Here is a 23,413-nt window from a genome sequence, read left to right as displayed (position 1 = left end):
GAGCACCAGCACACCGTGGACGGGGATCGCGCTCGCTCCACTGCGCGCGCCAATGCTCCAGGTCGCGGGTACCGACGAAGTCGATGCGACAGGACTGGACGACAACGAGTCGCCACCGAACCCAACGAGCCCGGCGCAAATCGGCGACCGTCCACATGAGCCCCTCACGGCGCACGAGCCGGAGCGGTTGACGCTCGATGCTGCAGCGGGGGGTGCCGAGGAATCACCCGACCCATCGCAGGACAATGATGGCCGCGCGGTTGACGGGGACCTGGGAAGGGCGTTGCGTGCCGCGGTCGCGCGGTGCGAAAGGTTGTCCGGCGAGCTGGATCGCCTGGCCGCCCTGTGCGGAGCCAACGCCACCCGCATGCGGCTCGGTTCGGCGTATCTGGCGCGATGGTTCGGCGCGTTCGAGTCGAAGGCTCGTGAGCTAGCCGACCTGTTGGCGAACGCACGACCCGACCACCCTGATCAGGCGCGGCTACCGGAGATCCTCACTCAGCTCGGTGACGGACGGCAGCGAGTTCTGCGTGTCATCGAGCATTTCCAGCAGGGGCTGCGCACCGTGGATCACCGGTACTGGCAGCGGTTCACGCGGCAGGCGGCGGGCGGCGAGTTCTCCGCCCTCCCCGAGTGGCTGAAGCGCGGAATCCTCGATGCCGACCAGCCGATGAACCTGTCCGCCATCGCCTGGCTGCCGGAACTGGGCTTCGAGCAGGCAGCCGAACGGGTCGAGATTTCGGACCCGGCGGCAGAATGGCGGGTTCTCGGCGAGGCGATCGGGCAATCCTCCGTCGTCGGGCACCTGATCGAAATAGTGACCGAGTATCTCGATCTCGCTCGCCTGGTCGAAAGTGCGGGCGAACTGGACGAGGAAAGGTTGCTGGTCGCTCGGTTCCGTGCCACGGCGGACGAACTCGAGACAGGTCGAGCACCCGCCACTGAACGTCCTGGAGTGCGCCAGGAAGTGGATTTGCTGTCGCGGCAGCTCGATACGCTGGTCCGGGTACGCGCCCTGCGTGACAAATGGCTGGAACTGTGTGTCGCGGACCGCTCGGATCCGAGTTTCTCGATCGCCGGCTTGCGCCGGGAATTCGAGAAACTGACCGCAACTCTGCGTACGGATCTGCGGGCAGCAGACATCCTCCCGCTGGGGGCTGAGCTCACCGTCGGCGTGGTGCGGCGCGCCGAAACCCAGGCTGGATTCGAGCAGCGACAAGCGCCGATAGGCGCACGAGCCAGCGGGAAGCTTGCCGAAATTCCACACCTGGGCAGCCGCGCCACGCGGTATCGAAGACTCACCCATCTGCTCGGCTATGTCGCCGAATGTGAACGCTTGGAGGACATTCTCGACACCGAGTTCGAGCGACTTCGTGGTGTTCGCGAGTACCTGGCCGCCCAGCTCGGGCTGGAGGGCTCGCACCGCCGCTCCGGCTGGGTGCCGGTGGACGATCCGCGGGTGTATGAGCCGTCTGGGCAGGTCGAGGCGTCACTGCGCGGGTGGGGCGAATGGATCGCGGAGGCCGCGGGCGTACGACGGCGCGCCTTGGACGAGGTCAGGCGGCGAGCCCATCGGCTCGGGCTGCCGAACGCGGACGAGTCGAGTCCGCGGGAGCTTGCTCGGTCCTTGGACGAGCTCATCGAATGGGCGCATACCTTCCGAGACGATCGGCCGCACCCGCCGGGGATGGCAGCCGAGCTAGCCGAGGCCGCTCATCTCGCGTCCTCCGGTGAGATCGTCCGCGACTACCTCGCGCTGTACGAGTATGCGCTCGTTCGGGAGCGCAGCGCTCGAGCCGAGGCCGCCGCGGCCGCAGCACGAGATGTGCTCGCACAGAATGTGATCAGCGCAGGGGGCGGGCGCTGGCTGGCGCCGCAGGTAGCGGTCGTCGAAAGCGGTGCCGAGGCACCCGAGGTATTCGTCGCCGGATCCGTTGCGGGGCTGGATCACGCGATGGACGCGGTCGCACCCGAGGTGCGCGCCGAGCTATCGGAGCGCATGGCCCGGTACCACTACTGCGAGGTGACAGTCGACGAGAACGGCAGGGTGTCGCTTCGCGACGTTCGATCCATCGCTGAACCCGTGGGGGCGGCCGATCAGCCCGATCCCGACCCGCTGGCCGCCTCGCCGTCTAATCCGGACCGGTTGGTCGCGTCGCCGACTGATCCGGACCCGCTGGTCGCGTCACCGATCGACCCGCCGGTCGCGTCGCCATCCGAATCCGCATCGCCGCCCGGTCCCACTCAGGCGGCCGTTGACGAGGGACGTGACGCGGTATGGGACGCGGCACGCAGCGCAATCGAGGACCAGCTCAATTCCTGGCAGAGCGAGGGCCGCACCGGCGAGCGACTCACCGACTACGTCGCGTTTCTCCCGTTGGGTAGTGGCGGAACATTGGTCGTCGCGGCACCGGAAGGCATGCACCGTCGGGTGATGCTCGACGTGGTGACGACCGATTCGAGATTCGTCGACGCGGGGTGGCACCCGCGATTCGACAGGCAATACCGACAAGTGGCACCAGGTCCGGACGGCCCAGTCGTGACAAAGATTTCCGCGGGCACCGCGGAGGGGGAGTACCGTGCGGCGACGGATGCCGAGGTCGAGGGCATTCTGCTCGACGAGTACTTGCGATTTCGGCAGCTCGACCTGGTCGCCGGGACGTTCGGCGACTGGATCGGCGCGTTGGGCAAAGATTGCCTCTACAGCAAGAAAGATGTCCGAAAGGCAGCTGCCGGAACCGAAGTCGTCGCTGGCCGACTCAAGCGGGATGGCACGGTGCAGGCATTCGCCTACATGGCGGCCGAGGAGCAGCCCTGGGTGGATATGGATCTGCCGCATCCCACGGCCGTGCTGATCAGGATTGCCACCCGGAAGTTCGCGTTGCCGGTCGCGGCCGATCAGGGTGCCGACCGGTCCTGGCGCGCCGTCCTTCGCGGCGATATCGAGCTCGGCGTCCTGAACGCCGTGGTCGATATCGAGGTCGACGGCCTGAATTGGCGGGTCGCGCCACCACGCGGGCATGGCGACGCGGGTGACATCCTGAATCGTCGGTTCCAGGGCATGTCGTCCAAAACGGCGGAAGGACTGCTCTACCGGCTCACGGAGGCGGTATCTCCGATACGTGGGGCGGGCACGCGCTTCTACCGCTTGCGCGAGTCTTGGCAACTGCTCGCGACGGACGGTCATCAGCACATCACCGTTGACGTCAGCCTTGGTGATGATGACTGGCGGGCACGGCAAGTACCGGACACCGGGGGCGGAGCAGTGCTGGATCCTATCCGGGACCCCGACCTGCGGTCGCTGGTCCGGCGGGTGGCCGAGAAGCTTCGCGAAACGAAGCTGGATTCGGTCGACCGCGTGCCACGGCAACTCGACGTCCGGCTGTCCCCAGATGAGGTTCGCCGATACGAGGATTTGGTCCGCGCCGCCGCCGAGGCCGCCGAACAGCTCCGGGCATGGACTGCGGCACGCGATGCCGTCGCGAGCCGACTCGGGGTGTCGGAGCGGGATGAGCAAGCAGGTCGGCCGGTGTCAGAGGTGCTGTGGGAGTGGGTGACTCGCGATAGGGACGTGCTGGCCGATGAACTGCGCGTCGACCCGTTGGAGTTGGCATCGATCCCACTCTCGGACGCTGGGCTCGCCGCTCGCCGGGCGAAGATCCTGCGCCGCGAATCCGACATCCAGGAGTATGTCGACTTGCGCGAGCAGCTGGCCGGATTGTCCGCTGCCGTATCGCGCAGCGAGCTGCAGCGTGACGACTTCTTGACCAGCCGGGTCATCGCGGCGGAATTGCGCGGCCGCGGGCATGGACAGGCGTTGGACGACCGCATCGGGTACATACCGGACGCGGCGGGCGGTCTGCTGGTTGTCGCCACGCCGCCCGGCCGGCATATGACGAGTCTGCTGGCACTGGCGGTGGAGCGCCCGGGGTTCGCCGACGCACTGTGGCGCGATGAGCTGGAAAAGCGGTACCTCGCGGTGACACCGGGACCCGACGGTCGAGTCGAGATTCGGACGGTTCCCGCAGCGGAGGCAGAGGGACCGCGGCGTCGGCAGACGGCGGCCGAGGTTCGTGCCCGCCTGCTCGACCACTACTTGACCTGCCGGGAAGCGGGCCTGACGAGTGACGCATTCCGCCAGTGGCTCAGCCGGCTCGGCTCGGCGACATTCGATACGCAGACACAAGTCGTCGCGAGCGATGTGTCGCCTTCGTCCACGGTCGCTTATCCGCTCCGTGATCCCGTTGATCTGATGTCGGTGGGCTACTACAAGATGAAAGCCGAGCCGACGCTCGAATGGTCCCACCCCGCGCACCTTCTCCATCGGCTGTACACGCGGCAGCTGCCACCGCTGGTCGAAACCCATCGCGACCTCCCGGCAGACTCGGAGCGGGTGATGTGGGCGACGAACCTCGGCGCAACCATGGCGCTACTGATACCACTCGAGCAGGATCAAGGGCGATGGCGGCTGTCGTCGGGCAGCGGATCCGAAATCGGTGACGTACTCGCGCGGCATTTCCCCGACCTGACCGCTGCCACACCGGGCGAATTGGTCGAACGGATCGAGGAATTCCTACGGGAGGACACACCGGCTGGCCCTCCCGGTGAACACTGGCTCGCTTCGGTGCCGAAGACCTGTTTCCTGGTGGCCGCCGAAGCGGCAGTGCATGGTGCGGGCCCGCGGCCTCGGTTCGATATTCCGCCGGAGCGTCTGGATCAGATCCCGCTGGCAGGGGTCGACGGGAAGGACGCGTCCCGGTGGACCCTCGCGAATTGGCACCCGGGCGGATTCCCGGATGCGGCGGCGATCATCGCGCATGCGCGACGGTCCGGCGGAACCGTGGTCGGCGCGGTGGATTTCGGGGAGACCGGCGCGTCCGCGTTCACGGTGAAACATGAGGATGGGATGGTCGTAGTCGTAGAGCAGGCCACCCGTGTCGAACCCGGTGGCGTGGTGCACGCCTCCGTGCGGACGGTGCGCGGAGACAAGGCGGTGGACGCATGGGCCGCCCATCTGACAAAGTCAGCCGGCGTAGGTGCTAAGTTTCACGGTCTGGCTTTCAAATCCGATGGCACACCGGAACTTCCGCTGTCGACCAACGGCGAACCCATCGGTCGCCGTGGCCGGGAAATCCCGGTTCGCCCGATGGGCGATCGTCCACCGGGCCGGGGGCCGCCCGACCCCACGATCGCTGCCGCACAAGCAGATTCGCACCTGGCGGTGTGGTCGGGCGAGAGCCTGTTCGTCGGAACCCGACACTTTCCAGCCCCGGAGCTCCCGCAATCGACGGCGCTCGTGGCGCTGCTGGAGGAATGGGTCGCGCGGACCGCGGGGCAGAACCGTGTCGTCCTCGTCGAAGGCCCTGTCGCCGGACCTGGTTCATCGATCGCGGACTGCTTCGGTACTCCGGACGCCGAAATGGCGGTGCTCGCCTACATCGCGCTCGGGTACGGCATCCCCATCGAATCCGCGGACGAGGAGCTGTCCGAACAGCTAGCGGGCCTGCTCGAAAGACACGAGCCCGAAGCGGTTTTCCTGTACTACGTCCTGCGCGAGATGGCGCAGGTGCTGCACCTGCCCGCGCACGACGGGCCGGATGTCGACGAGTACCTGCGCGATACGATCGACGCCTACAGTTTCATCCGCACCGGCGTCGACGATCCGCACACCAAGTTCCAACAGCTGATGCAGCTGGTGTACCCGGACAAGGGATTTCCTCGTAGCTTCGAGCCATCGGACCTCGAGTGGCTGCGGGCGGAGGCGGTGCGGCGACCCGCCCCCGATCGGCCGAGAAGCATCGTCGCGAGCGTGACCGCGGCCGTCGCCGACCGAGTCGAGGAATACGCCGCGGATCTGGCTGCCCGGCACCGCGCGCAAGGCGCGGCGGTCTGCATGGTGTTCGGTATCGATCATTTCGATCCGATACTGGGTGCGCGGGAGATGTCGGATTTCGCCGCCAACGACACCCTCGTCCTGGGCGCGGCGGGAGTCGGCACCCGAGCCGCACCGCGCGGCGTGGTACCAGTGGATCCACGCCGGGAGCAATTGATCGAAACATACGCCGCCGCACACGGTTTGAGCCGCGCCGACGTGCTGGCACGGATCGCCGACGGTCGGCTGGTGGTCGCCATCGATTCCATTATCGAGCGGGTCCGCACGAATACCCTGGCCACGCCGGACACGATCGGTCAGCGGTATCTCACCGAGGTCGTCGACAGCGAACTCGCGGCACCGTCCGGACGGCATTACACCAGCGCCCAACCGCCCAGCTTCGTCCCTGGGGGGACGCTGCCGCGGTATCTCACCCGTGACGTGCCGGTCCATGCGATGTCCGACGCCGTCGCACCGGTCGACCCGAGCGCGATATTCGTCAGCACCCGCGGCGACGGTCTGCGCCCGGTGTGGCGCGACTGTAGTGCGGGCGGGGCTTACCTCGAGCCGCGCAACGCGCTCTATCGGATGGACGACCGCGGCCAGGAGATCTTCGAAAGCGGTTGTGCTGCACGCGATATCGGCGCTCTCGGTATCAGTTCGCACGTGGGCTCGACCGGCCGTGCGAAACCAGATGGGTTCGTCTCGCTGTCGCGGAGCCCGGAGCATGTCATCGTTCGGGGTCTCCAGCACATCCCCGACGCGACGTGGGTCGCCGAGATGGCGGCCCAGGGCAAGATGCGTCGCGAGCCCGACGGCACCTACGTGTACACGCGCCACATGCTCGAGATCTACCATCCCTACGGCATCGACGTCGACGCCACCCTCCAGGACATTTCCGGTGGCGGCCCGATCTCGAACCTCAGCCACGACCAAGCCGAAATCCTCGCTCCCGGTGGACTTCTCGGTGAGACCGTCTTCCGGTTGTGGCCGCGAGAGGTGTCGTACTCGCCCGACGGCCGGGTGCTCGGCGCACGGGTCGGCGAGCCGATCTACAACCCGCGATTCGCCCATCTCGGAAATCCCGCATTCGCCCGAGCATTCCTATCGCACGGCATCGCGGGCAACCATGGCGGTGGTCGGATAGCCGACTGGTTCAGAGTGGTCCGCAAGCGTGCGGGCATGACCCAGGAACAGCTCGCCGACCTCATGGGAACACATCAGAAAGCCGTGAGCAGTGCCGAAAACGGTGCTGCGATAACAATGAGTTACCTAGGGGATTTCGGTGTGGCTCTGGGTATCTCGCGTGATGTGCTGCATTCTGCAGCGCAGCACCTCGGGCCCGAGTTCGCACAATATTTCGATGATTCGATTCCCGAACCTGAGGACGCGCCGGATCGGCCGATCGCGCAGTGGTACGAAGCGACCCGCCTGCACTATCTTCTCACCCAACAGGACCTCGCCGACCGTATGGGGCGCAGTCTTGCGGCAGTGCGCGCCGCTGAACGCGGCCATGACATAACGGCTGGCTATTTAGCGGACTTCTGTGCGGCGCTGGGTATTCCCGACGAACTTCGGCAAGGCGCGGAGCAGCGCCGGATCCGCCTCACGAGAGTGATCCCGGCACTGGCCGAACGTAAGCCGGTCAGGGATTGGCTCGTGGCTACTCGGCAGGCCCGGGGGCTGACGCAATCCGATCTCGCCCAACGCATGGGTCGCGATACACGAACTGTGTCGAAGTTGGAGAAGTCCGGGTATGCCAGCCTTGATTTCTTGCGTAGATGGCGGGATGCGCTCGATGTCCCCCACGACACGATGCGCACAGTCGTGCGGTTGATCCGCAGCCCCGGTGATTCGGAGACGCCGCAGCCGGACGATGGGGCGTTCTGGAAGCTGATCGACACCAAGCCGGGATCGTCGGACGAAGCGGCGATAGCCAACAATCTCTATGGACGGTACGACTGGATCGCGCGGGCCGCGGCATGGAGATATCGGTCGCTGGCGACATCGGTGAACGACGCCGCAATGTCCGTGGACGACGTAGCGCAGATTTTCGCAATGGCAATTATGCGTGCGATCGTCCGGCATGTGCCGTGGGGGGTGCCTTTCGATGCTCATGCCTGGGCGACTTGCCGCGGCGTGGCGCGGTGGCTGTACTTCGAGTCGAAGTTCCCGGGTCTGGACCGGAAGAAGCTGAGAAAAGTGATCGCGGTTGCTTCCTATGTCAGCAAGCTGCGCGCACGGACCACGGTGGCTCCTGACAATACGGAGATCGCGCGGGCAGTCGGCTTGTCGCTGGCTGAGGTGGCTGAAGCGTGGGAAATCATCGAGGACCCCTTCAGATCGGAAACGCTGAACGACGATGGTCGGCAAGCGCAACTGGCAGATCCGACTGCCGATACCGAAGCGCAGGCGGCGTCGAACCTGGGCGTTGAGGAGCTCACGGCGGCTTTGCGAGCCGCTCTGGTGGAGTTGCCCGACCCCGAGATCGCGGTTCAATTGGTCAACTTGCATTTCATTCAGGGCATTTCGGTGCGGGACGCCGCCGCGCGGTTGCGGATCGACGCCGCCACTGCGGGCGAGATCATCGCGGAGTCCCGCGCCGCACTCCGAGTCGCGTTCGCCGGAAGAGTCGAGCAGGACATCCATCAATCGGCGAGGCTTCCCGCTTCGTCGCATGCCGAACCGGCCGCAACGCGCCACGCCGAGGTCGTGGCGGGGGCGGTGTCGGCACCGGGCGAACGTGTCGTGGTCGTGCGGGAGGCGCGCGCCGAGATGCAGGTGCGCGCTCAGTTTGCGGATCGCGCTGTTGCCCCACCAGATGATCTGGATAAGGATCTCAGCGACGCCCGACGAGAACGTGTCAGGACCGCGAATAAGCTTCGCGCTGCGGCACTTTGGCTGGGGATCGAACCGTTCGAGCCCAGCGCCGCGTCACTCGAACCGCAGCAGACTCGGGCTCAGCATGCCCACGAGACCCTGGCCAGCCTGCTCGGGATCGCCGCGTCGGATCTGACGGTGCGCCAATATCTCGAGGCACCGGTCAGACGACTGCAGGACCATCTGCGCGCGCTCGACGACGCGGGTTGGTCGCGGCTGGCCGGGACCAACCCGGCGGGTCTCGGATCGTGGATCGTCGACGCGATGCGCTTGGAAAACGACGCGCAGATCGCGACCGCCCGTGCCATCGAGGGCGACACCGCCTTGGCCGATTCGCTGCCCGGTCGACGCGCCGCTGAGACCGCGCGGTTAGCCGAGTTGATGGGCGTGCCGAAACCCATGGTGCAATCCGCGACCGAGGGCAGCGATCCGCTTGCCGAACTGAAGCGTTCGACCGCGGTGTTCGGCACTGAGACCGCCCGGCTGGCCGAAGCAATCGTGGAATACCTCGAAACCTCCACGGTGGTACATCACGCCACCAGCTGTTTGAAATTGGATCGGTTGATCGAAGACCTCGCCGATCGTGTGGCGAACCGTTCCAGGCAGCCCGCCACCACCCCAGGGGATCCCGCGCTGCCGATGTTTCCCATAGCAGGCACGGGTCCCGATGACCCCGCGCCTGGTCGCGGAGACGCCGAGCCGAATGACCGGTGGGCGGCAGCGCGTCGTGCCGACGCCCGAGCCGCGGAGCTGCGGCAGGAATTGGTCGAGCTGCTCCGGCCGCGCGGCATCGATCCCGACGAACTGCTGCGCACCGGATCGGCTGCCTGGGAGAGCTGGTTCACCAGGTATCGGCAGGTCCGCGGTGATCTGGCCGGAATGCTCGCCATCGGGCGCGGCCAAGCGGTGGACGACGAATGGATACATCATGTGCTGCGGGAATGGCAGGCGCGGGGTTACCTGACACCCGAGGTCGCTGCCGCTGGTCAGGTATTCGCCGAATACTCCTCCGCCGCAAGGCTTATCGATGAAATCCAGCGTCTGAGCACATGGGCCCGGACGGTCGACGCGGTCGAGGCCGAGCTGACACGTCGCGCCGGTGAATTGCGTCGGCTGACCACACGCGTGCACGGTCTGATGCGCGTGGTCGCCGACTTCCGGCCGGTCGGTGCGCTGGTTAGAGTAATCGGCTCGATGCTCCCGGCGGGGGTCGGGCAGGCCGAGGCTCTGCGCCGGCTGGCGGCACAAGCTGACGAGATCTATGAACTCGGCACGGCTGCAATGGATTACGAGCGAACGCTGCGGTCGCTCGAGCCCGCGCATGAGCGGATGCTCTCGGCGGCGCGGCACTACCTGCCCGCAGCCGCGCATGCGCGGCCGGGGATGCTGTTGCTGCGCGTCCGCCTGCGACATCTGCTGGCGGCTGCCCAGGGGTCCGCGACGGCCACGGGCCACACGGCGGATCTGCATCCGCTGGCGGAGCGAGCTACTGCGGCCGCGGAACTCTACGACACCACATATCTACTGAATGCCGATGCGGCCGCCGCGGTCGAGCACCTGACTCGGACGTTGACCGGCATACCGGTGGCGGTGCCCGGGACCCCCGATCAGCTGCGCCGCCTGACCGCCTCCGCATCGTTGGGCGATTATCTGGCCGCTGTGCACGGAACCTCCGATCACCTGCGCCCCCTATCATCGTTGAGCAAGTGTCTGGCCGCTGTGCGCGATGACGTCATGTCCCGACGTCGCAGCATGCTCGTAGCCCTGCTGGACGGGTTGGGCAAAGAATTCGACATCGATATGCCCGCACTCGACGAACGGGGGGCGGGTGCGTATGACCTGATGCGGCTGACGAGTCTGCAGTCGGCGCATCCAGACGTACTCGGGCATGCGGGCGCGGCGCGGCTCGACACCGCCATCGACCTCGTTCGTGGAATCGTCCGCGCCAACACCCAACTCACCCGTATCGATGCCGTGACAGCCGCGATGGACGAATCCCACCACCAGCGGAATCTGGCACGCGCGCGGGTCGCTCGCCTGACGGCCGATCACCTTCGGGAGTACCCGTTGGATAGACGCAGGGGAGGACTTGGGCACGATTCGACGTCGCTGCTCGACGCAGCCCGCCGGTGTGCGGCCCGGTTGCCCGGCGAGGGATGGGCGGAGTCGACCGTCGCCGAGGTGCACAGGCGCGTCCAGGAGCTGCGGCCGAGTAACGAGCCGAGCGCGCAGCAATACGTTGCGCAGCGCTATCTCGGGCTGCGTCGGCTGATCGAAGCCCATGACGACGAAACACTGTGGAGTCAATGGGGTTACCGCCTGCGCAAGCCCGGGCCGCAACTCAAAGGGCTACTGCTGAGCCGACGTGACGCCGACGAGAAGCGCGCGCTGGCCCACCGTCAGCTATGGCGTGCCGCCACGTCCGCCGGTGTGGACATGGGCCGGTGGGGCACGCTGTCGGAGTTGCGGGAAGCGCTGCGCTACATGGTGAAACAGGACCTGGACTGGCTGGCGCTGGAGTTGGGATCGACTGCTCCGAACCGGTTGCGCCAGTTGGCCCGAGTGCCCGCTGAGGCACTGCTGATTCAATCCGTGATTCCGGCGATGTTCGAGGTGTTCCCTCAACTGGCTGAGGATGATCCGAGAGACAACGTGGTGCGGGCGCGCGCAGAACATTGTTTCCACCTCAGCAGAGTGGTCGATGCCGCCGACAAGATCACCGACCCGACCGCGGAAATCGACCGATTCGACGCCGATCTGGATCGGTGGCTGGATTCGGCGCTGGAGGTAATGCCGGAGACCGAGGTCGGGGTGCCCGCCTCCGCCGAGGGCACCTCCCCGTATATTCCGCCCGATCCGGAGATCGCCGAACATCGCAGTGGCGGTCGGCGCTATCCCGGAGAGCGAGCGGACGCTCTGTCGCCCACGCCGTTCGACACCGCCGCCGCCCGCCTCCTACGACAAGAAATCGTGCGGGTCGAGGTGGTCGAGGACACGCCGCGGGTGCTGATCGAGGTCCTGACCTTCGCGAACGGCGCTCAGATGATCAGGGAGACCTACGCTGATCCGTTCGACGCGTCGAAGGAGTGGCTGAACTACCAGGTAGCCAGGAAGATGCGCGCGCCGGTCGCCAGCGTCAGCTTGCCCGTCTTCGGCGGCCGTGAGCTCTACCGCGAGCTCCCGACCGCACGATCGGCGCACACTGTGCTCCCCGCGGGCGCGGCGGTGGATCCCCGGTATCTCGACTCCCCTTCCGGTCTACGTCTCGGTTTGTTCGACGCGGTCACCGCAACCGCGCGCACGTCCGCACACTGGGGCATCCGCCCGACCGGCGAGGTGGTGGCCGGGCGCGGGGCCGGCACTTCGGTGGACGAGGATGACAGTCCGTTCGCGGCCGCGTTCGTCCGGCGCGTCGATGGCCGGGACCTGTGGCACAACCACAGCTTCGCTCGCAACGACATCACCGACATGCGGGTGGAGGTGGCCTACCTCGGGGCGCTGATCGCAAACCCCAGCGTGCCGCCCATGCACCAGATAATGCTGCTCGATATGCACGAGCGGTTCCTGGCCGCGCTCGCCCAGGCTGAGCGGTACGCGGAGCACAGCCCCGAGCAGGTGTCGCATATCGCCGGGCTCAGTGCCGACGCACAGGTCAAGGCCCGGGCGGTGACGGACTTCGCCCTTGCACACCCGTACTTCACGATCGTCGGTCTCGACCGTCCCGAGGTCACCGCTCATGCCGCGCAGCAGATCCTCGCGACACTGGACGAGCTGCTCACGAAATACCGCTATGCGCCCGGCTTCACCCGACTGATGACCAATATTCGGGGGCTGCGGATCGATGTCATGAGCGATCCGGACCTCGATAGCTCAGTAGAGGGCGCGCTCAACAGCGACCGGACAGCCTGGATGACAATCAACCTGCGCCGGCTCGCCGACGGTATGGACGCGTTCGAACGCACCCGTAGTGACGCCGCCGCCGGAATACACCCGAGCACGGGGAACCCCCTGCGCGACTACGTCATCCACGAATTCGCGCACGCCATCGATAACGCCACGAAGGGGAAACTGAGCCGCAACGTCGAGACCGTGCTGCGCGACACGTGGGCGCACTGGCATGCGCAGGGCCTGATCAACGAGTCCTGCGAGCAGTGGTGGAATGACCTACCGGCAGTCGCCTTCAAAGACCGAGACAAAAAGATTCTGGACCCGGAGGAAACGATCGCCGCCGGGTTCGCCGACGGGGAGACGAACGGCGTCACCGCGCACAAGGCGCGGTCGGTCGTGCACCAGTACGTCACCACGCTGCGCCCGCCGGTCATCACGGCGCCCGACCAAGCCGAACCGTCGCCGGTCGATAGATCGGCGCTGCGGGCGGAGCTGGCCGAATCGCTGCAGGTGGATCCGGACCTGGTGCGGCACGCGCCGCTACGCGAGGGATTGAACGTGGTGTTGACGCGGCTGCGGCATTTCGATCCCGCGAGCTGGGAACGAGCGAAGCAGGCGGGTGAGCTGACCCGGATCGGCCGCTGGATCGGGGAGTGGTTGCGGCTGGACGCGGATTTCCGGGCCGCGTCGGTCGACCGGATCCAACACGAAGGAGATCCGGCCCGAAAAGCCGAACTGGACCGCACAAGAGCCGAATTGGCCGGCCGGAGAAAAGATCTCGATAACGATCTGCGCCATGTGGTCGGACTGGCAGGCAAGGCGTGGTTGACCGGACCACCGGTCACCGTCGACCCGCTGGTCGCATTGCGGCGAGTCGCCGCCGAGATGCGATCCAGGGAACTGTCGAGATTGATCGTGGCGCTCGCACGGTTCCTCGACCCGGGTGGGCTCGGGCCGGTTCCAAGCCCGGTCACCGCTGCGGACCCGATCGGTGCGGTGTCGACCGCCGAGCCTTCCGTCGCGTCGGTCGCCGCGCGCGAGGCCGCCGAGCGGTGGCACGCTCTGCGCACGTCGCTGGCCGAACTGATCGAGATCGACCCGGACGAGGTGCGGGCCGCACCGCTGCAATGGGCGCTGGACCAGGCGCTGGATCGGTTGCGGGACTTGGCTTCCGGGCAGTGGCGGGATGCGGTCGAGGCGGGCCTGCTGTTGCGCCTACTGTCCTGGATCAAGGACACGGTGCGGTGGCAGCGAGACGTCGCCGTCGCGATGACGCAGATGGCCTGGTGGGGACCACCTGATCCCGCGGTGTGGGATCGCTTGCAGCGCAGGGCTGATCGGATCGAAAGGGAGCTGACCGAGATGGTCGGCGGCGCGGAGTCGGTCACCACCGACCCGGTCACCGAGCTCCGGCGGCTGAGTGGGCGAACCGACGCTTCTCGGATGCTGAAGCTGCTCGCGGACGCGGAGTCGTTCCTGGCACTGGATGGGGTCGGCGTGGACCTGCGGCCCGGCCCGGAAACGGTGGCGCGATTGACCGGTGCGGACGCGGACATCGTTCCCGCGCTGGTGGATGGCAGCCACCCGGCCAGGACCGACATGCAGCGGCGGGTGCTCACGGTGGCCTCGTGGCTGGGGTGTCCGATCGGCGCCGAGACGAGCGCTCGAGCGCTCGGTGACTGGCGAGCGGTCGTCGACTATTTCGTCGAGAACGAGGCACCCGAGGAGTTTCCGTTGACCGGAGCTCGGGACCCCGCAACACCCCCTGTCGATCTGGACCGGGCCGATATCGACACGCTGCAGCGCGCGATGGCGGATGGGGTGCTGACCTCGGTCGAGCTCGTCCGGGCGTATCTGCACCGGATCCGGTTGGTGGACCCGGATCTGCATGCGATTCATGTGCTGCATCCGAACGCTCTCGATGAGGCCGAGCGGATGGATGCCGAACGCCGACGGGGACGTGTGCGGGGACCGCTGCACGGAATTCCCCTTTTGATCAAGCCGAATATCGATGTAGCCGGACTGCCGACGAGCGCCGGCGCGGTGGCGCTGCGCAATTCGTATCCCTTCCTCGATGCCGTCGTGGTGCAGCGAGCGCGGGCGGCCGGAGCCATACTGCTCGGTGAAGGCAATATGACCGAACTGGCGAATTTCGTCAGCGATCGTATGGAGGCCGGCTATAGCACTCTCGGCGGGACCGTACTCAATCCGTACAACCGGGAGTTCCCAGCATCCGGATCCTCTACCGGGTTGGCAGTTGCCGTCGCGGCCGCCGAGGCCACGGTAGCCATCGGCACCGAGACCTCGGGGTCGATCAACAGTCCGGCGGTGGCCAACTCGGTGGTCGGGGTCAAACCAACGGGCGGGTTGCTGCCCAAAACCGGAATTGTGCCGGGCGCGGGCACCTTGGACACCGCGGGCCCCATCGCCCGGACGGTGTACGGCGCGGCAGCGCTGCTCACCGTGTTGGCCGGAACCGACCCACAGGATCCGGCGACGGCGGTCATCGCGGGCAGCGCCGACACGGATTACACCGCCGCACTGTCCGTCGATGCCCTGCGTGGCAGCCGAATTGGTGTGGCTTTCGTGGCGGGGGTGGCCGCATCCCCCGCGTTCATTGCGGCGCAAGCGGTACTCATAGCGCGAGGCGCGACTCTGATCCCGGTCGAGGTGCCTCTGACCGGCCTGCCCAGCGCCCTCTTCCCCCACGAGCTCAAGCGGGATTTCAATCGCTACCTGGCCGGGCTGCCTGCGAGCGCGCCGATCAAAACGCTGGACGACCTGATACGTTTCAACCGAGCCAACGCCTACACATTGGGCACAACCCTGTACGGGCAGGGCAGGTTGATCCAGGCCAGCAGAATAGACCTGGACGATCCAGCGGTACTCGAGAAATACCACGTTCATCGCGCCCACGTTGTGGCGACCGCACGGGAGCGGCTCGATTCCGCATTCGATCACCGATTGGACGCGTTGCTGTTCGCCAGGGACACCGGAGCCCAGCTGAGCGCCAGGGCAGGGTATCCGGCCGTCGCACAGCCGATCGGATACCGCAAACCTGACGATAAGCCGGAATCGTGGATGTGGGTCGGCGCCCCGTTCGCCGAGGCGTCTCTGCTGGCCTTTGCGTATGACTTCGAGCAGGCGGCGCAGGTGTGGCGTCCGCCCGCCGAGATCAATCCCACGCTGTTCGCGAAAACAAAGTCACGGACGGCCGACGAGCGGTTGAGCCCGCAGTCATCGCCCCCGCACCCCGAATCCACCAGGGCCACACCATGGTCGGGACTCGCCAGGCCCACCGATGGACAGGATCGGCAGGATAATTCGTCAGCTCCGCCGCCGTGGTCCTCGCGGGCGGCTTCTCCGGAAGAGCCCGCCACTGGTGTCGCTCTTCCAGCGTCGACTGCCGATCCGCTGGACCCCACCGATCCCGGCGACGGTCTGCCACCTCAACAAGTGCGCGAAGGTGACCCCACCGCCCGGCTGGCGCTCGCACGTCGTGCGGACGAGGAGTCCGCGCGGCTACGCCGGGAACTCGCCCAAGCGCTGCGTGACCACGCCGTCGACCCAGCCGAACTGCTGCGGATGGGCTCGCCCGCGTGGGAGGGCTGGTTCGCCCGGCACAGCAGGGTCCGCGGCGATCTGACCCGGTTGCTCAGAATCGGGGACGGCCAGGCGGCTGACGAGTGGATCCTGCGGGCGGTGACCCGGGTGCGGTCCTACGGGCCCGCGACACCGGAATTCGCCACCGCCGCACACCAATTCGCCGAATACCAGCCGGTCGCGAAGCTGGTCGACGATATCCATCGCCTGGATCGGTGGGCTCGGGCGATCGATGCGGTGGAAGAGGAGCTGTCCCGGCGCCGCGCGGCATCACACCGAATGATGGCGCGGGTACTCGCCCTGGTGGGTGCCGGTTTCGGTCGTGTAGACGTGCTGCTCGGCGTGCTCGGGACAACGCTCGCGTCGGCGGCTGAGCAGGCAGAGGCACTGCAGCGGCTGGAGCGCCGAGCTCGGACCCTGTACCGGCTCGGCACGGCGCTATGGGATGTCGAGGAACAGTGGCGCTCCCGCGAGCGGATGCGGCAACTGCTTCGCGCCGCGGCTCGCGAACACGGACTGGCGCATCAGAGCACTCGCATCGTATCGGTGGTACTGCGAGATCGCTTGCGGCGCATGCCCATCGACGCGCAGGAGTCGGCGCGGGGCGCGCGGCTACGCGGGCTGGTCCGGGACGCGGACACGCTCGCTGATCTCGACGATAAGGCGCATCGGCTGCGCACCGACCTGGATGTATGGCTGACGTGGGCCACGGCGGAACTCGCGGGTGTGCCCGTCGCGGTGCGCGTTCCCGGACCCGAGCTGCCGAATCTCGGGTGGCTGGAGCCTCATCTGGCCCCGGCACGTGACAGGGTGGTGGCTGGGCGTCGCCGTGATCTCTTCGCTCTGGATGCGGAACACCAGGAGTTCGGCATCGATCCGACCGACCTGGATACCACCAGTGCCGAGGAATTGGCTCGGTTGACCGGACTGCGGGAGCGGATGACCGCGGAGCTCGCGGAGATGCTGGAGCTGGACCCGGCCACGTCGATGCCTGGATCTATCCGCAGGCAGGCCGATCAGTCCACCCGTGCCGAGGTACTAGCGCTCGCGCAGCGGGCAGATCGGCTCGACCGCGCGGTAGACCTCGTTCGCCGGATCATCCACGCGACCGAACGGCTCGGCCGGATCGATACCGTGGCAGCGGCATTCGCCGAAACCCGCAATCGGACGCAGGTCGCCAACGAGCGGCTCGCCAGCATGATAGCGGCCCATCTTCGACAGTTCCCGCTGGACCGCAATATTTTTCGGGGTGGACTCGGCACGGATTGGTCGTCGCTGCGTCTCGCCGCGACCACGTGCGAAACCTGGCTGCGCGATGCGGGCTGGGACATATCGCAAGACGGTGCGGCGCGTCCGCCCGACCTCGTGCGGGCGGGTGCCGAATCCGGCCGCATGTCCGCTGTGGCTCAGCGGTATCGCGCGTTGCGCCGGATGACCGCTGTCGACGACGATGCTGGCGAGTGGGAGGGGTGGTGGCACCGCCTGCAGGCTGCGGCGGTGCCGCTTCAGGCCATCGTTTCCCGCGCAGTCGACGCCGAATCGAGCCGTGCGGAAGCGTCCGACGAACTGCTCCGGCTCGCCGACCGCGCCGGTGTGGACCTCGGCCGAATGGGTTCGCCCCTGGAGCAACTCGCGGGTTTGCGTCGTCTGGTAGCACAAGCGCTGGAGCAGACAATGACGGTGCTCGGCACGAAAGCATCGATCCAGTTGCACACCCTGTCCGAAGTGCGGGCCGAGGAACTGGATCCGGTCGAGGTGGACGAGGCCGTCACCGAATCGGTGCGGCGATTGCGAGATCCGCTCCTTCGTGAGCAGGTGTGGCCGCTGGCCGACCGGTGCTCCGCACTGTGCGAAATGGTCAATCAGGCCGACGCGGTGCAGATCCGGACCGCTGAGCTGGACGGACTAGAGATCGATTTCGACGCCCAATTGACGACGGCGCTGGAAGTCGCGCCACCCGCGGTCGCGGAAACCGCCGCCGGTGACGGCACGGTGGCGTATGTCCGAACCGATGGACATACCGCGGGTCGATGCGCACCGTTGACCGAGCAATTGCATCAGGATCGGACCGGCAGGCCTGATGTCGGTGTTTCGGAAAATGTTGGCCTGGATGGCTTGTCGGTGCGAACCTATGTGTCGGATCTGCACGGGCGTTTGGGACGGGTCGCGATCGATCCGGTCAAACCCCACCGACAGGTCGAGGAATCGATACGCGAGCTGGTGGCGGAATTGCCTGCCGAGGAGCGCGACGGGGTGTCGATCGTGGTGATCGACGGGACCCACGCGGTCGACGAGCACGGGGTCAGCGGCCACACCTACCGGCTGGAATACCGGTACGACGAGCAGGTGGGGGACGGGTGGCTCGAACTGCAGGATCCCGGTAAAGGGCTGTTCGGGGTGTGGGACGACCAGACGACCGCGGCCGAGTTGAAAGGCATCTGGGTGATGGCCTTCGATAGAGACGGTCATTCGCTACTGCTGCCCGGCACCGATATCGCCTTCCCGCCACCCGATTTCCGGATCGGTTCTGACGACAGAGGTTCAAGGCCTGAAAGTCGGGCCAGGGATGTCGCGGAGCCGATGCCGGAGCGCAGTCGCGGCGAAAGAATGCGCATGGTCGGCGAATGGCTGCGGGCCGTCCGGATCTTGCATAAACGGACACAACAACAACTTGCCGACGCCATGGGACTCAGTAGGAAAACGGTCATGACGGCCGAGGCAGGAGCGCGCATAACCGTTGACTATCTGCGTGGCTTCGGTCGCGTTCTGGGTATTTCGGACGACGTCCTTCGTACTGCTGCTCCGCGTGAATTGCGACATTTTTTCGATAATGCTCTCCCCGATCCCAGGGACTCCGCCTTCGTTACCTTCGGTGACTGGCACAGGGCCGTCCGGAACTTCCGTAAGATGACTCAGCGGCAACTCGCCGACGCCATTGGTGTCCACGTGGATACGGTAAAAAAGGCGGAATCTGATGTTCGTGTATCCATAAGTTATCTGCGCAATTTCGGTCGTGTCTGCGATGTTTCGGACGAGATGCTTCGCGCTGCCGCACCACGTAATTTGGCGCGTTATTTCGACGAAACTCGTTCGGATGTCGAACCAGGATCCAGTGCGGCGGTTGATACGGACTCATCGTCGACCCAGCCCGCCTCGTCATCAGGAAACCGTCCAGGACAGACCGCGCTGAGTGGTCGAAGGGTGGTGGCGGTCGGTGACGCTGTTATTGATGTCATCGTCGGTTACGACGAACTTCCAGAGGCGCAGGAATATCGCGACGCGCGATCCTTTCGTGAGGTTCCGGGCGGTAAGGCTCTCAACCAGGCTGTAGCCGCCGCGCGACTCGGCGCAACGGTGCAGGTCGTGTCCGCGATCGGGCGCGATAGGTTCGGCAGCGATATTCGAGCCGTTCTGCACCGTGAGGGAGTCGGCAGTGCTGGCGTGCGCATCGAGGATGAGACTTCGACTGCGAAGACCGCGTGTCTCGTCGGGGCGGACGGAGAAGTGTCGTTCATTTACCACGACCCTGGCGAATTGGGACTGACCAACGAGGACATTCAACGTAACCGCGGCGCGATCGAGAACGCCGAGGCCGTGCTGCTGACATTCACCACATCCGACGCGGTTATCGCTCATGCCGCCGCTGTTGCCCGGGAGAATGGTACGAAGGTCGTTCTGCAACCGGCTCCGCCACGCGAACAGGTTTCCTTCGACACGGTGCGTATGGCGGACATTCTCGTGCCGAACGAGATCGAGGCGCGGGCGCTACTGTCCGCCGCGTCGATCGATGCCGCGTCGATCGACGCGGCGTTGCTGCCCGAGCGTTTGTTCGAGTTACTGGGTGTCCCAACGATTGTGGTGACGCTCGGTGCGTCTGGATGTGCCGTGCATCATCAGGGTCGCAGTGCGCGGTTCGAGGCGCACAGCACTTCAGTCGTCGACACGACCGGCGGGAGCGACGCGTTCACCGCCGCGTTGGCGGTGGCGTTGGCGGCCGGGCTGCCTATCGACCGTGCGGTGCAGGTCGGTCTGTCGGCTGGTGCGCACGCGGTCGCGCATTCCGGTGGTTACGAGTCGATGCCGCATGCCGACGAGCTCGATCTCTCCCTCCTGAGCGCGTCACCGGACGCAGGTGCCGATGGTCGCGACGGCGGGCCCACGGTGGCCGAAACGCCGGACGCGGAGGGATTCCGGCGCTGGTACGAGACTCGGGCGCGGAATCGGGAGGCCGGGTTCGTCACACAAAGTCTCGGGCAGTACGCGCGGATGCACACTGTCGAAGGCCGCCGGATCAGGCGGTTGCTTGCCGAGATCGGCGCGGAATCCGACCCGGCCCCTGACGAACCCGTTCCGCATCCGCATGCCTACGACCTCCCCCGTGACTGGGCGCGTGATGTTCGCAGATACCTCGCACTGACACCCGAGGAGATGGATCTGCTGACCGATGGGGAGCCCGGGACCTGGCAGAGTATCGAGGACGACGACACCGAGGAACTGCCCACCGACGAGGTGCGCGCACTGTTGCGCCGTGTTCCCGATGCCCGTCACCTCTACGCTCCGCTCGCCCAAGCCTTCTGTCCGAATCTGGTGGCCGGTCCGCCCGCTACCGTTGGCAGGAGCCTTCGGCGGTTCCGCGAATACACCGGTTCGAGCCCGGATCGACTCGCGGTTGTACTCGGCGTAATTCCCCTGACGATTGATAACCGTGAGGCCGCGGATCATCTGGTGCCCAGAGTGTGGGCGGCGCATGTACGCGCCCTGGCCGTCCGGTTGTCGGATGGCATCGGTGACGATGCGCCCATGGGCGCCTGCCTTCGGGTATTGCGGTTGCGCACCGGTCTCCCGCGTCGCCATCTCGCCGCGAAGATGGGGATGGCGGAGGACGCTATCGCCGATATCGAGGCGGGTGGTTCTCCGCCGTCGAAAGAATTCGCCGAGGCCTACCTCCGGTCGATAATGCCCGGTACGCCGCATTTCCCGGAAGGCCATCCCTACGCGGGCAGCTATCTCCGATATCGCCGCGAGCAGGCGGGTGTTCGCTTGTCGCAAGTGGCGACCGAGACGGGCATGACGGAAGCCATGGTCAGAAGACGCGAGACAGTATGGGTTCCGCTGTCGACCGAGATGGTGGACGCGTATCTCGACGACAGCGCTGCCGATCTTGCTATCCGGAGCAATATCATCGAAGCATTTCCGTCGATCGATCAAGCTGTGGAACCCGCCGTGGTCAAACGGAACCTCCCCCACTGCTCGACGGAAATATTCCTATTCCCCGATCCGGGCAAGACTCGATCTCCGGCCGAGTACAAAAATGAATTCCAGCGGGTGAACAGGCTCACCGATAACGACACAAGACGTTTGTTCGGATGGAGTCCGGGTCGTCCGCCGGTGAGCGTGGACGCCGCGCTCCGGACGTACGACCGATTCCTGTGGCAGGCCGGTCCTTGGAACGATTTCGCCGCGGCGTGGGGCTACTCCTATCGCATGGATCGGCTCGGTGAATCGGCTCCGGTCCCCAGCGATTTCGCGTCGATACCCGAATGGAAGGAGGCCACGAGTCTCTATTACCGGAGAAAACCGGCACGTTCCCGAAACAACGATCCTGTTGCCGCTGTGCCGGGGAGTGCTGCTGTGTCGAGTCCGGATTCGCCATCGCCGACACCTTGGAGCCGTTCGTCCGCGATGCGATCGCCGAGCGCCGGAACGTTCGAGCAGCGGGACGAATCGAAGACGGCGGCGAAGCAACCGGCCACCGCGGTCGATGGGTATCCGCCTGTTTCGAATCTTGTACGCGATACCGTGGGGGCATGGCTCGGCGCAGTCCGGGAACAGCGCGGATTGACTCGAGCGCAACTCGCCATTGCAATGGGTATCGAGGTCGTTACGGTAGATTCAGCTGAGAACGGCGGCGTTATCACGTTCGATTTCATCCAGCGATGGGCAAACGCGTTGAAGATTTCCCCGTATGCGCTGGATTGGGATCTGTATCCACACCTCGACGCTGGAAATGACTTCGACCTCAGATTCTCGAAGTGGGCCGCCACCGTACCGGGTTCATCGGAAGATGATGATATGCAACGAACAATAGCCGCCGAATACGACTTCATGGCACGGCAATTCGCGCGAGAGCGGCACAGTTCACGCATCTCGAAGGCCGATCTCGAAGAATATTTCCGGCAAATAATACATCGCACCGTCCGTGCAAAAGACTTTCCGATAGGACGGCTCTCTGCCCACCTCGCCGCCCGATATCGGACTGCGTTCTCGGATTTCTTGTCATCGACGGGGCTTTCGGAGGATTCGGGAGTGCGACCGCAGGGGTTCGGATCTACTTCGGCCACAGCGGTTCCGCGCGGCGATCAACAGAAGGGATCTGACGGACGTAACGTCGGTCCCCGGGATGATACAGGCGATGTGCCACTGAAACATGTGTTCGGCACGGACGCCTGGTCATATCATCTGGGTCGCCGACATAAACCTTTTGCGGAAGCTGCGTGGGAACGGGCACTGAGTGGACTTCCCAGTAATTCGCGGATATTGGAAATCGGCGCCGGAACCGGCCTGAATACCAATGAACTGAAAAGGCGGATGCCGGGTGCCGATATCACCGTGTTGGAGCCCGATGCCGCTATGCTCGAGGTACTTGTCCACAATCTCGGTGACTCGGTAACGGTGGTCCATTGCTTGGCCGAGGAGATCGCCGACCACTTCGAACCGGACACATTCGATCTCGTGATTTCGGCGGAGGCTCTCCATTGGTTGGATCTGGAAACGGTGAACCCGCAGATACATCGAGTCCTGAAATCTGGCGGGCGAGTAGTAAGTCTCTGGAACAGGACCGTTAATGACGTCACTATGCAAGATCTCAATTCTGGGCCGGAACCGTCGAGAACGTTCGAGACGGTGAATAAGGGACCTGAAGGCGAGGGTTGGAGCTCGCCGCTGTTCACCGACTTTTATCGCGGGGCTTACCCTTGGAGTGACGAGTTCAATCTCGGCGAAGTGATGTCATTGTATCATTCATATTTCGAGCATCTCGGCGATCCGGATCTTGCCGATCAGAACGATCGACATTACCGAGAGGCGTTCGCTCGGCACGCGAACCCCGAGACAGGTTTGATCAGAATGTCTTTCAGCACCATCCTGTGGCGCGCAAACCCCCTGAAGTAA

At 65.6% G+C, this 23,413-nt stretch carries 1 protein-coding gene (cut by a window edge); it reads left to right on the top strand.

All coding sequences use genetic code 11. The features are described 5' to 3' along the window. Positions 1 to 23,413: the 3' portion of a PfkB family carbohydrate kinase gene (locus ACFYOW_RS01760; protein WP_387283538.1), read on the top strand. Its footprint begins 5,402 nt before the window's first position; 23,413 of the gene's 28,815 nt are visible here — the last part of the coding sequence; its start codon lies off the left edge, out of view; it ends in the stop codon at positions 23,411 to 23,413.

Source organism: Nocardia sp. NPDC006982, from assembly GCF_042869435.1.
Taxonomy (GTDB): domain Bacteria; phylum Actinomycetota; class Actinomycetes; order Mycobacteriales; family Mycobacteriaceae; genus Nocardia.
Note: the sequence above shows the minus strand (reverse complement) of the source record. Positions and strands in the feature narration are given on the sequence as shown.